Annotated in this window: 11 protein-coding genes and 1 pseudogene; 5 read left to right on the forward strand and 7 right to left on the reverse strand. The window is 43.4% G+C overall.

Annotated elements, in window-relative coordinates:
- The first annotated feature begins 54 nt into the window (after nt 1-54).
- Nucleotides 55-882 (forward strand): ATP-dependent sacrificial sulfur transferase LarE, encoded by an 828-nt coding sequence (larE, locus tag RMY63_RS01745; protein WP_322727049.1) that lies wholly within the window; start codon nt 55-57, stop codon nt 880-882.
- Nucleotides 883-907: 25 nt separating this feature from the next.
- Here larE and RMY63_RS01750 read toward each other — a convergent pair whose 3' ends face one another.
- Together RMY63_RS01750 and RMY63_RS01755 are read right to left on the reverse strand one after the other, a co-directional pair.
- Nucleotides 908-1,264 (reverse strand): DUF4864 domain-containing protein, encoded by a 357-nt coding sequence (locus tag RMY63_RS01750; RefSeq protein ID WP_322727021.1) that lies wholly within the window; start codon nt 1,262-1,264, stop codon nt 908-910.
- A gap of 66 nt (nt 1,265-1,330) precedes the next feature.
- On the reverse strand, nt 1,331-2,386 hold the full coding sequence (locus RMY63_RS01755) for an SGNH/GDSL hydrolase family protein (RefSeq protein ID WP_322727022.1): 1,056 nt from the start codon (nt 2,384-2,386) through the stop codon (nt 1,331-1,333).
- Between the two features lie 598 nt (nt 2,387-2,984).
- Here RMY63_RS01755 and RMY63_RS01760 point away from each other — a divergent pair.
- Nucleotides 2,985-3,158, forward strand: a complete 174-nt coding sequence (locus RMY63_RS01760) for a helix-turn-helix domain-containing protein (RefSeq protein ID WP_322727023.1) — start codon at nt 2,985-2,987, stop codon at nt 3,156-3,158.
- Nucleotides 3,159-3,373: 215 nt separating this feature from the next.
- Nucleotides 3,374-3,586, forward strand: a complete 213-nt coding sequence (locus tag RMY63_RS01765; RefSeq protein WP_099099566.1) for a hypothetical protein — start codon at nt 3,374-3,376, stop codon at nt 3,584-3,586.
- A gap of 73 nt (nt 3,587-3,659) precedes the next feature.
- Here RMY63_RS01765 and RMY63_RS01770 read toward each other — a convergent pair.
- From RMY63_RS01770 to psaA, 5 genes and pseudogenes are all read right to left on the reverse strand, one after another.
- Nucleotides 3,660-3,908 (reverse strand): annotated as a pseudogene (locus tag RMY63_RS01770) (DNA methyltransferase); the annotation flags it as partial.
- 14 nt (nt 3,909-3,922) lie between these two features.
- Nucleotides 3,923-4,363, reverse strand: coding sequence for a cyanase (cynS, locus tag RMY63_RS01775; RefSeq protein WP_322727024.1), 441 nt, complete (start codon nt 4,361-4,363; stop codon nt 3,923-3,925).
- Nucleotides 4,364-4,470: 107 nt separating this feature from the next.
- The gene (locus tag RMY63_RS01780) at nt 4,471-5,328 is read right to left on the reverse strand and encodes a methyltransferase domain-containing protein (RefSeq protein ID WP_322727025.1); all 858 of its coding nucleotides are present in this window, start codon (nt 5,326-5,328) and stop codon (nt 4,471-4,473) included.
- A gap of 230 nt (nt 5,329-5,558) precedes the next feature.
- Complete coding sequence (gene psaB, locus RMY63_RS01785; RefSeq protein WP_322727026.1) at nt 5,559-7,784, reverse strand: photosystem I core protein PsaB; 2,226 nt, start codon at nt 7,782-7,784, stop codon at nt 5,559-5,561.
- Nucleotides 7,785-7,897: 113 nt separating this feature from the next.
- A complete protein-coding gene (gene psaA, locus RMY63_RS01790; protein WP_322727027.1) occupies nt 7,898-10,156 on the reverse strand; it encodes a photosystem I core protein PsaA in 2,259 nt (752 codons plus the stop codon).
- A gap of 606 nt (nt 10,157-10,762) precedes the next feature.
- On the opposite strand from psaA, the gene RMY63_RS01795 reads away from it, so the two are divergent.
- Together RMY63_RS01795 and RMY63_RS01800 are read left to right on the forward strand one after the other, a co-directional pair.
- Complete coding sequence (locus RMY63_RS01795; RefSeq protein WP_322727050.1) at nt 10,763-12,544, forward strand: hypothetical protein; 1,782 nt, start codon at nt 10,763-10,765, stop codon at nt 12,542-12,544.
- A 227-nt stretch (nt 12,545-12,771) separates the two neighbouring features.
- On the forward strand, nt 12,772-13,167 hold the full coding sequence (locus RMY63_RS01800) for a hypothetical protein (protein WP_322727028.1): 396 nt from the start codon (nt 12,772-12,774) through the stop codon (nt 13,165-13,167).
- Nucleotides 13,168-13,182 lie beyond the last annotated feature (15 nt).

The following is a 13,182-nucleotide window of genomic DNA, read 5'->3' on the forward strand; positions in this document are numbered from 1 at the left end:
TTGAATTTTGAATTGTTAATGGGTGCTGTAGGATTTTGGCAGGATTGGGAAATGATGCTGACAGAAAAATTTGAGCAATTAAGAGCCTTATTTAGAGAAATGGAGCAGGCGTTGATTGCCTACTCTGGTGGTGTTGATAGCACTTTGGTTGCCAAAATTGCTTATGATGTGTTGGGCGATCGCGCTTTGGCTGTCACGGCTGTTTCTCCTTCGCTGTTGCCAGAAGAGTTGGAAGACGCGAAAATTCAAGCTGCAACTATCGGGATTCCTCATAAAATCGTCCAGACTCACGAGATGGAAAATCCCAATTACACCTCTAACCCTGTTAATCGCTGTTATTTTTGCAAAAGTGAGTTGCACGACACTCTCAAACCTTTAGCTTTACAGTTGGGTTATCCCTACGTAGTGGATGGGGTGAATGCTGATGATTTGCATGATTATCGCCCAGGAATTCAGGCAGCGAAAGAAAGAGGGGCGCGATCGCCTTTAGCAGAAGTGGGTGTCACCAAAGTAGAAGTTCGCCAACTTTCGCAACAACTCAGTTTACCTTGGTGGGATAAACCTGCTCAACCTTGTCTGAGTTCCCGGTTTCCTTACGGTGAAGAGATTACTGTCGCTAAGTTGCAACGAGTCGGTAGAGGAGAAATTTATCTGCGAAAGCTAGGTTGGCAAAATTTGCGCGTGCGATCCCAAGGGGATACAGCACGTATTGAATTACCAGCAGAACAAATCAAAGAGTTTGTGTTAACTAACGATTTACAAACATTAGTTTCGGCATTTCAAGATTTTGGATTTATCTACGTAACCTTAGATTTAGAAGGTTATCGTAGCGGTAAGTTAAATCAGGTTTTAAATAGGGAAGTTTTGGGCGTTAAAGTATAGGATTTTAGTTCTCTAAATATAAAGTTTATTTACCTTTTAGAGAAACTAGAAAGCAACCGTTAATCCTCCAGATATTATCTGGCTGTTTTTCCATAAAATATAAAGCCCTCAAGGGAACTCCATCAGGAGCAAGTAGCAGCACTGGTTGAGTTATATTTCCCTGGATGGTTGTTATCTTTTCAAAAAAGATAGAACGAGGACGGTATACTGCTGGGTAGCTTGTCTTTACCATCTGCATAAAATTTTCTGGGCTTTGAAATTGCGCCTGAATCACTGGACTAGCAAAGGCAAAAGCGCCTTCGGCATCATCTTTTTTAAAAGCTGTCAATTGGTATTCAATTACAGAACGTATATTGATGGCATCGGTATCAGTAACTTCCATAAATTTAAAAATTACGTAGGCGCAGCCCGTCGTAGACATCGCTCCAAGTGTCGGCAAAGCGATCGCTCAATTCTCACGCTGAGTGAGCTTGTATTCTATCTGCTGTAGTGCTGTTCGCCACACATCATATCCCTCTTGAGACAGGTGTAACCCATCTGTGGTCAACTCTGGACGCATATTGCCTTCCATATCCGTAAACCAGCTATAAATATTCAGATAATTAGCACCTTCTTGTTTGGCAATCACGGTTAGTTGGATGTTGATGTGACGAATGCGGCTATTGGAAATTTTTGGTAGACGAGTAGGCAAAATTGATTGGACAATGATTTGAGCTTGGGGGTGAGCCTGCCGTAAACGCCGGACAATCCGGCGATAATTACGCAAAATTGTTTCATCACTAGCGCCTTTTCGTAAGTCGTTAATCCCAGCCATGATGTAAATTACATCTGGCCGCGTTGCCGAAAATGCTCCCAATCTTTTTAAAACGCCACTAGAAGTATCTCCAGATATGCCTTGATTTAGCCACAATTTCCCAGCAGGCAGTTTTTCTCTGGGAAACCACATACTCAAAGAATCACCAACTAAAATACTTAGATGATTGGCTCCTTGACCTTGAGCGATCGCTCTAGCTTCTAAAGCTAATAAACTTTTCCAGTCGTCATAAGTTAGTTGACGTTTCCTGATCGACTCCCACAATGATTGCAAATTATCACTATCTACGCGTGTATAAATCTGACCTGTTTTCAGAGCTGCCAATCTTTGGTAGTAAAGTTGATTCCCAGATGTCAATAAGAGGCTAGTTGCTTGGGTGCTGGGGTTGAGTGATGACTCTGTTGATACTGGTAATGCCTGAGTGGTGAATTCTGGTACGCTAGGGGCGTTTTTCTCACCTACTATTGGCTGCGAACTTTTTAGGGGTTGGAACGCTTGACCGCTGAGTTCTGGTAAGGAGAGATCGACGCTATTGATAATTTTTGTACTGGCTATTGTCTGCGAACCCTGTTTTAAATCCCACAGGAATCTAGAACTTTCTGGCAGGACAATTGACAGATGTGGAAGAGCCGATGCTGGTATTGCTAATCCTGTTAACAAGCCTGCTGCCAACAGATAAGGGTCCCTCATCGCTTTCTCTCTCCTCTACTCACTGCTTTTCCATATCACGGCATTAATTGCCTGTATTCAGGAAAATTTTACTTCGGTTAAGTTATTATTCTTATTTACGCTGTATAGTTCTGTAAAGCGTGTTCACAAGATTATATTTGACAATTTACGATCTCTTTAAAGTACGGTTTTCCCGGTGGTATACAAATCTTATTTGTGAGAATACTTTTACTGAAAGCACTGTTTTCATCAGCCGACCACTTTTTCTAACTCAGTTATCACAAAATATTACTAGTGTTTGCAAACTTGACGATTAGTGAGTGATTTTTAAGGATCTCAGGACAGAGGTTCTTGCTTTTGATGTTGCTAATATGTGAAATAAACATCAGATTTTAGGTTTCTAGATTTCAGTCAATTGTCGCGATGCCTGAGAGTTTGCTAGGCCAAGAGGCTATATCTGACAACAAGCAGTTTCTTTACGAGAGGCTACGCATAGCTTGTTTCTTTGCAGGAGTACACTTCTACATTTTTCACTTTGTCATATTAAATTAAGCAGTGCAAATGCACCAGTTATTAAAGATGTGACTAGTTCAGATTAAATATTTGAGAACTAGCACAAGTGAAAGTATGGTTACAAAAAGAAGTTTTTGACCGTTCTGGAATAATTTCCAGCAGAGTTATAAGTTATGGGCGTCGTCGCAAAATGACAACAGTCGACTTTCCTGCTATATACAAATTAGCTCGTGCCTTGAATGTGACGATTGAGGACTTGGTGGAAATTTTGGAGAAATAGGCAAAATTATAACTGTTGAGAATATTGATATCATACGATGATGTATACTCAATGAGCAAGTATGACGTTTGCCATCCTGAGAATTTGACAACTCACTATAGATAATTTAATATTTATGTTTACTAATTGAAGTATGAGTTGAAACACATTTAAATTAAGTTTTAACTCTAGAGAATAACCTCATTGAAAGTGCTAAGATTTAGGCTGAATCATTAGTGTTTTCCTTTTCTTCTGTGGCAAGAGCTAGTACAGCGATTGGTGTCAGTCCCATTATTAAAGAGATTGTGCAAAAACAGGCACATTCCACACGTTTGACCCTGAAAGAAGTTATTCTCATGGGGATGTTAGCTATTGATAAACTAGATGATCGAGGTCGTCAAGAGCTAGCGGATCAAGTTCATCAAATGCAGGTAAATGGAGAAATTTAATTGAGTAGTTATGAGTTAAGAGTTATGAGTTATAAATTTTAACTTCTCACTCCTGACTCTTTACTTAATTTAGTTATTGGCTAAATCGATAACGACTTTCCATTACATAACTTTCATTAATTTCCAAAGATATCCATCGGCGTTGCAGAGTTTCAGCAACAAAGTTGGTTGTATTAGAACCTGCAAATGGATGTAATACCATATCATCTTCATCAGTTAAAAATTTGATGAATAACTCGGCGAACCCTTGAGGAAAACGTGCTGGATGGGGTCTAATTTCTGCTGTTTTGCAGCGTCGTAAATAAGCGCTATTAGATAATGTAAGTGACTCAAACACTACCACTTTTTGTATGGTAGAAATTTACCAGACATAATAATTTTAACGCGATCGCCTTTGGGATCTTCTTCTTTTTCCACATCTAAAGTAAAGTCAATGGCGCTCATAATCCCATCACCGAATTTGTCGTGAATCACGGCTTTAATGGGGAGTCCGTACACCTGTATAATTTCGTAGAAACGATAAATTAGTGGGTCAGTTGGTACAACTGGGCCTAATCCTTTTACAGGATATTCAGTTAACTCGTTAATATAACTTGCACCTAGCTCCAATGCTTCGACTAGTAACTTGGCTTCTTCTGGGGAAGCACTAGCTTGACGGTAGATAACAGCAGCAATCCATACTTCATCGCGTCCGAGAATTTTTTCTAAATCAGCGAAGCTTAGTCCTTTGTCTTGTTTGGCTGCTAATAGCTTTTGCGTAATTTCGGGAATGGACATCTGAAAAACCTCACAACTGTGTAATGATTTTGACTGCATGTAACTCAGCTTAATATTGGGCGATCGCTCCCTTTACTAAGGTCACAATAAGTTTTATTTTGTTTACACTATTGTTTTGGAATAACAAACGTGCCAGCTGGTAAGTAGAGCATTTTGCGGTCATTCTGCTCAACTGCCACTTTGTCAACCAGAGAAAGTAGCTGCTGATTCAATTCGGCAGGGGCGTCACGTAAGTTAGCCTGGAAAAGGAAATCCATTAACACTCTACCTTCTTCTGAGTTCTGCTCGAAGCAAGCAGAAACATCCAAATATTCTGGATAGGTTTCAAATTTATACGATAGACCAATGTCGTCAATAATTTCACTTAGCTTCTTTGATTCCATCATCTGGGAAGACCCTTCTTGCCAGTATTGCTCGTTCCCAACTACCTCTGCATATTTCGCAATCAATGTGAATATGACTGCTTCTTCTGTGTCTAGTGTAATGAGAAGAACTCCTCCGTCTTTGAGCAGATTCAGCGACTCAAGGATTAATTGCCTCTCCTGACCTGGCATATGATAAATTGAATGCGTGTAATGAATACAATCAAATTGTTCATTTGTTTGAAATTCCTCAATAGTCTTCGGATGCATCTCAAAATGCACTGTGCTAACATCAGCAGACTGCATCGTTGCTTCAAACATCTGCCGATGAATATGATTCGGCTCCACTAGTACATACTTTAATGTTTGCCCCTCACCTACATATTGTTTGAGGAAGTATATAACTTGCTTATCAAACTCTCCAGGGCCTGGACCAACACTTAATATCGAAACCTCAGTTTGCTGAGAAAGGCTACCTTGAAAATGCTTCTTAAGCATCTCTAAAGCTAGTTTCCGGTTAGCTTGCCAATTTTTTAAGAAAATTGTATATGACGAGGCATAAGCCTCATACATCTGTTGCTGCGTATTACTGGAGGTAGACATTGTAAATGAATTTTCTCAGAATTTTAGTACAATAAAAACCTGAATAAGTATACCAAGGATTTTAATAAAAGATTGATCTAAATATTAATTTTTACCTATTACTATGCTCTGTACTTTATTTATCAAATAAATTAAATACATAATCCCTCATTAGGAATTGATTTTACAAAAAAATCCCCCACCTTGCGGCAGAGGATTTTTATTACTTATCTACAAAACTAGCAGCCGAATTAACCGAACTTACCAGCAGTAGAAGCAATCAAGAATGCGGCGTAAGTTACGACGTAGCCAACAGTGAAGTGAGCTAGACCAACTACACGAGCTTGAACAATTGACAGAGCCACGGGCTTGTCTTTCCAGCGAACTAGGTTAGCTAGAGGAGTGCGTTCGTGTGCCCAAACAAGGGTTTCAATCAACTCTTGCCAGTAACCTCTCCAGGAGATTAAGAACATGAAGCCAGTTGCCCAAACTAGGTGTCCAAATAAGAACATCCAAGCCCAGACAGACAGGTTATTCACGCCGTAGGGGTTGTAACCGTTAATCAACTGAGCAGAGTTAGCCCAGAGGTAATCGCGGAACCAGCCCATGAGATATGTAGAGTTCTCATTGAACTGAGCAACGTTGCCTTGCCAAATGCCTAGATGCTTCCAATGCCAGTAGAACGTAACCCAACCAAGGGTATTGAGCATCCAGAACGCAGCTAGGTAGAAGGAATCCCAACCGGAGATGTCGCAAGTACCGCCACGACCTGGGCCGTCGCAAGGAAAGGCATAGCCGAAGTCCTTTTTATCCGGCATCAGCTTAGAACCACGGGCATCCAAAGCACCTTTGACCAAGATCAAGGTGGTGGTGTGCAGACCTAAAGCGATCGCATGGTGTACCAAGAAGTCGCCAGGGCCTATTGTTAAGAACAGAGAGTTTGTACCAGCATTGATCGCATCTAGCCAGCCTGGTAACCAGACGTTAGCGTAGTTAGGCCATGCTGTGTAAGCAATACTATCGGGGTTAGATAGTAAGGTGTCTAAACCGTACAGTACCTTACCGTTAGCAGCTTGGACGAATTGAGCAAACACTGGCTCAATCAAGATTTGCTTTTCAGGAGTGCCGAAAGCAACTACTACGTCGTTGTGTACGTACAGACCAAGGGTGTGGAAGCCCAAGAAAAGGGATACCCAGCTGAGGTGGGAAATAATCGCTTCTTTGTGCTTCAATACGCGGTCAAGTACGTTGCCTTTATTTTGTTCTGGATCGTAATCACGTACCCAGAATATTGCTCCGTGCGCAAAAGCACCAAGCATCAGGAAGCCAGCAATATACTGGTGATGCGTGTACAACGCTGCCTGGGTTGTATAGTCCTTCGCAATAAATGCGTAGGAAGGCATGGAGTACATGTGCTGCGCTACCCAGGAAGTGACAACACCTAACGTTGCTAAGTGCCATCCCAACTGGAAGTGCAGGGAGTTGTTATAGGTGTCGTAGATACCTTGGTGAGGTAGGTTGAACGGACCTTCAACGGGAATACCGAAGAAATTCTTGGCATTCAAGGCTTCTTTGAGACTGTGACCAATCCCAAAGTTTGTCCGGTACATGTGACCAGCGACGATGAATAGAACTGCGATCGCTAGGTGGTGATGAGCGATGTCAGTCAGCCACAAAGCTTCTGTCTGAGGATGGAAACCACCCAAGAAACTCAGAATTGCAGTTCCTGCACCTTGCGATGTCCCGAATATATGTCCGGGAGTGTCAGGGTTTTGAGAATAAACACCCCAGTTACCTGTAAAGAACGGTGTCAAACCTGCTGGGTGGGGTGGGGTATTCAGGAAGTTATCCCAACCTACGTGCTGACCACGAGCTTCGGGGACAGCAACGTGAATTAAGTGACCAGCCCACGCCAAAGAACTAACACCAAACAAACCTGCTATGTGGTGGTTTAGACGATGTTCAGCGCTCTTAAACCATGCCAAGCTAGGACGGAACTTGGGTTGCAAGTGCAGCCAACCAGCGAACAGTAATACAGCAGCGAATAACAACAAGAACACTGAACCGTTATACAGTTCGCCGTTATTCCGCATACCGATGGTATACCACCAGTGGTAGAGACCAGAGTAGGTAATGTTTACCGGATTGCTAGCGCCAGCTTGCGTAAAAGCTTCGATCGCTGGTTTACCGAAGTGGGGGTCCCAAATCGCGTGGGCGATGGGACGGATGTGAAGGGGATCTTTAATCCACTGTTCAAAGTTACCTTGCCAGGCTACGTGGAACAGGAGGCTGGATGCCCACAGGAAGATGATTGCCAAGTGACCGAAGTGAGTTGCGAAAATCTTTTGGTAAAGATTTTCCTCTGTGATGCCATCATGGGTTTCAAAGTCGTTGCCTGTAGCGATCGCATACCATATCCGACGAGTCGTCGGGTCCTGTGCGAGATCCTGGCTAAATTTGGGAAATTTTGTCGCCATAGGTTTAATAATTCCTCTGACCTTTAGCCATCAAATATCAAGTTCAATTTTGGATTTTGGATTTTAGATTCAATCCAAAATCCATAATCTCAAATCCAAAATTTTCCTGATTGCTACCCTACTGAAAGGATGTGTGCGTGGAAGAATGCCCAAGTTGTGGCAATTCCTCCCAAGAGGTAGTGAGCTACCCCTACTGCCCGACCCTGAATGATGCTCAGAGCGCGAGGTTGAATTGCTGGTGCTACCTTCAGTTTGTTATGTGCCCAAACAATGGACTCAATCAGTTCTTGCCAGTAGCCACGACCACTGAACAGGAACATTAAGCTGAATGCCCAGACAAAGTGAGCGCCTAAGAAGAGTAGACCATAGGCAGACAGCGCACTGCCGTAGGAGTTGATGACTTGTGTCGCTTGTGCCCACAAGAAATCACGCAACCAACCATTGATCGTGATGGCGCTTTGAGCAAAGTTACCACCAGTGATGTGAGTCACAGTACCATCTGCATCTACCGTTCCCCAGACATCTGACTGCATTTTCCAGCTGAAGTGGAAAATCACAATCGATATGGAGTTATACATCCAGAATAGTCCCAGGAATACGTGATCCCAACCAGACACTTGACAGGTACCGCCACGACCGGGACCGTCGCAAGGGAAGCGGAAGCCCAAGTTTGCCTTGTCTGGAATCAGACGAGAACTGCGGGCGTATAGCACACCTTTGAGCAGAATTAGGACAGTGACGTGAATGGTGAAGGCGTGAATGTGGTGAATTAGGAAGTCCGCTGTGCCCAAAACAATGGGTGCAGCTGCAACTTTACCACCAACAGCCAAGACACCGCCGCCAAAGACATAGCTAACTGGTTCTAGGGCATTGGGTGCAGTTGTACCAGGAGCCAAGGCGTGGATATTTTGTATCCATTGAGCAAATACTGGCTGCAATTGAATCCCTGTATCAGAGAACAAGTCTTGAGGACGACCCAATGCACGCATTGTGTCGTTGTGGATGTAAAGTCCAAAGCTATGGAAACCGAGGAAAATAGACACCCAGTTTAGATGGGAAATAATCGCATCCCGGTGACGAATTACCCGATCCAGTAAGTTGTTTTGATTCACAACTGGATCGTAATCTCGCACCATGAAGATCGCAGCGTGAGCTGCTCCACCAACGATTAAGAAGCCACCGATCCAAGTATGGTGTGTGAAGATAGCTAGCTGAGTAGCGTAGTCAGTTGCCAGATATGGATAGGGGGGCATCGCGTATTGGTGATGCGCGATGATGATGGTCAACGAACCCAAGAAGGCTAAGTTAGTAGCCAACTGAGCGTGCCAAGATGTGGTCAGGTTTTCGTAGAGACCTTTGTGACCTTCACCAGTGAAAGGACCTTTGTGGTTTTCTAGGATCTCTTTAATGCTGTGACCAATACCCCAGTTGGTACGGTACTGGTGACCAGCAATGATAAAGAGAACTGCGATCGCTAAGTGGTGATGAGAAATATCAGTTAACCACAAGCCGCCTGTTACCGGGTTCAGACCGCCCTTGAAGGTGAGGAAGTCAGCATACTGACCCCAGTTCAAGGTGAAGAAAGGTGCTAAACCAGCTGCAAAGCCAGGGTACAGTTCGGTCAACAAGTCTTTGTTCAAGATGAACTCGTGGGGCAGGGGTATGTCTTTAAGAGCAACGCCTGCATCCAAAAGCTTGTTGGTCGGTGCGGACACGTGGATTAAGTGACCTGCCCATCCCAAGGAACCACAACCTAGCAGTACTTGCAAGTGGTGGTTCAGGATCGATTCCACATTCTGGAACCATTCCAGTTTGGGAGCGCGTTTATGGTAGTGGAACCAGCCGGCAAATAGGAATAAGCCTGCTAATACCAAGCCACCGATCGCAGTGACGTAAAGCTGGAAGGAGTTTGTAATCCCCCAGCCACGCCATATTTGGAATAAACCAGAGGTGATTCGAATACCGTGGAAACCACCGCCAACATCACCGTTTAAAATGTCTTGTCCGACAATGGGCCAAACAACTTGAGCACTTGGCTTAACGTTTAACGGGTCGCTTAGCCAAGCTTCGTAGTTAGAAAACTTCGCGCCGTGGAAAATCATCCCGCTCAACCAGATGGTCACTACGGCTAAGTGGCCGAAGTGGGCTGAGAATATCTTACGGGAGATGTCTTCTAAATCGCTTGTATGTGTATCAAAATCATGGGCGAGTGCGTGCAGGTTCCAAATCCATGTGGTGGTTTTGGGACCTCTGGCTAAGGATCTGTCAAAGTGTCCAGGTTGTGACCATCTCTCGAAAGAGGTTGGAACCGGGTCGTTATCGACGATTACTCTTGCCTTTTTTTCCTCTCGCTCCGGAGGACTTATTGTCATTCGACCTCCTCTCTTGATAAGGAATGAGGATTCATGTATGCCACAAAATGAACCATTACTGCATACTCCAGAATTTTACTGAAGCCGCGATCAAGATCCGATGTGGAGAGTTGTTTCTCGTTGAATTATAAAGTCTTTACTTGTACATTGTTGAAGATATTTTAACAATAATTCAAACTTGCTGGAATATTGCTGGAATTACTGCCTGATCTGGCTTTTAACTTCAAGCTATTTGTCCAAAAGTCAATAGATTATCCATTTTATTTACAAAGAATAACAATTCGCCAAATTTATGGTTTGGTTGTATGTAGCCAATGTTCAAGCTTTTGTTGCTATTACTCGTAAATATTTATGTCATGTTTCACTTGTTACAAGTAAAAAGCTGTAAAGAATATGACTTATTTGAAAATTTACTGAGAGACACAGAAAAAATCATGGAATGTGAGGCAGATTTCACCTTTTGGGCTATAGTTCCCTATGGACAGTTTGAGCCAAAATAATCTGTCAATTGTCGAAGACTATGACTGGGTGCAACGTATGAACTCGTGGCAGAAAAGGGTGTTAGAGAAGCTCCTCCCTCAGAGGTTCCCGATTCTCAGGTGGGTAATGACATTGATGCTGGTATTACAATTGACCAGTTGCGGCGAGAAAGCCGATAGCCAGAAAGTATCTACTGGCTATAAAGAAAACTCCCCACAGATTTCTCAAATTTCAAAGCAATTTTCGGAAGTTTCCCCTCCATCTGTTATTGAAGAACTGCGTCCAATTTTGGAAGTTTATCAGCCACAAGTGACAATTGTTACTCCAAAAATTGATGAAGTTCTTCAAGATAACAAAGTCACAGCCAGTTTTCAGGTTAAGGATCTACCAATATTTAAAGACCCACAATTACAACTAGGCCCACATCTACATGTAATTCTGGATAATCAACCTTATATACCTGTTTACGACCTGAATCAGCCCTTGGTTTTGTCAGACTTGTCTCCAGGTACTCATACCCTGCGCGTCTTTGCCTCCCGTCCTTGGGATGAAAGCTTCAAAAATGAAGGCGCTTATGCCCAGACAACATTTCACGTCTTCACCAAAACCGACGACAACACCCCAGATCCGAAATTGCCTCTGCTAACTTACAATCGTCCTCAAAGTAGCTACGGGGCAGAACCAATCTTACTGGACTTTTACCTAACTAACGCTCCTCTGCACCTCGTCGGCAAAGAAAACCCCAACGACGAGTTCAGTGATTGGCGCATCCGTTCCACTATTAATGGTGAAAGCTTTATTTTCGATCGCTGGCAGGCAGTTTACCTTAAAGGCTTCCGTCCAGGGAAAAACTGGGTAAAGCTAGAATTTCTTGATAATCAGGGAAATCCTGTCAAAAATGCTTTTAATACTACAGTTAGATTGATTGACTACCAGCCAAAAGGTAAAGACACTCTATCGAGAATTGTCAGAGGAGAACTCACAGCAGCTGAGGTACGCCCGATTGTAGACCCGAATTATAAACTTGCACCTAAACCCACACCCACACCTTCTGTTGAAAAAACACCCCAAATACAGCCTATTCCTGAAAGTGAAATTCCAGAACAATCCAAAACACAGCCAGAAAAACCAAAATTAGAAGTTCCAACGTCTGCACCATTTCCCAGCTTGTCCCCAACGCCACCAGAAATTATTGAGTCTCCAGCCCTAGAACCACAGCCAGAGGTAACACCAACTCCTGAATCAACGCCGTTACCCGAAAAAGTAACGCCTCAGCCAACAAAACCTAGATTTGGTGGATTTTTTAACCGTGGGGCTGGTAAAGTTCCCCCACCAGAAGCACCAGTTGCACCATCTCCTAGTTTGCCACCCACACTGCCAGAGATTATTGAGTCTCCGACACCAGAAATTATTACGCCAACACCAGAACCACAGCCAACGGTAACGCCAACTACTGAATCAACGCCGTTACCCGAAAAAGTAACGCCTCAGCCAACAAAACCTAGATTTGGTGGATTTTTTAACCGTGGGGCTGGTAAAGTTCCCCCACCAGAAGCACCAGTTGCACCATCTCCTAGTTTGCCACCCACACTGCCAGAGATTATTGAGTCTCCGACACCAGAAATTATTACGCCAACACCAGAACCACAGCCAACGGTAACGCCAACTACTGAATCAACGCCGTTACCCGAAAAAGTAACGCCTCAGCCAACAAAACCTAGATTTGGTGGATTTTTTAACCGTGGGGCTGGTAAAGTTCCCCCACCAGAAGCACCAGTTGCACCATCTCCTAGTTTGCCACCAACGCTGCCAGAGATTATTGAGTCTCCAGCACCAGAAATTATTACGCCAACACTAGAGCCACAGCCAGAGGTAACGCCAACACCTCCTTCTGCTGAATTACGCTGATGCGCGAAAAGAATTGTACATTTTTGCATTCAGACCGTCCTAAGTCAATTGGTCATCTGTACGAGTGAAATACAAATGACTAATGACCAATGACCAATGACAACTCTCACGATTAAATATACAAATTAAATGCGTAACAGCTTAGAAAGTTTCAAAATTTTTGCTTTTGCTGAATAACTAGGGAATTCTAAGTAAGGATTGACTCTTATTGCTTACTTAGGATTAATATGGCTTTCCAGACTCCAGATTCAGATATTCCATCAGTTTCCGGTAATATCGCCGTCGTCCAATCGAGCCGAAAAGGGTGGTTCTCAAAAATTACCAACGGCCTGAGTATTGGCAACAAAATTAAATTTGGCTACAGTCTTGCTCTCGGTGTGGGAATTGTCGGAACCACAATTGGGTTAATTTTAGGAGATCGCTATCAGCAACAGGCGTTGCAGCAGCAACAAAATGCCTTTAAGGAACTCAATTTGCTCTATCGCCTCCAGACAAGTATCCTGCAAACCCGGACGCACCAGCAGCAACTTATTCCCTTAGTGGCAAATCTAAAGCTGTACAAAGAAGAATATGCCCACATTACTAATAGACCCGTCCTAAAACTTGCAAGCAAGTATATATAAGGCTTTGAGACCGCC

This window comes from Nostoc sp. ChiQUE01b, from assembly GCF_034531255.1.
Taxonomy (GTDB): Bacteria; Cyanobacteriota; Cyanobacteriia; order Cyanobacteriales; family Nostocaceae; genus Nostoc.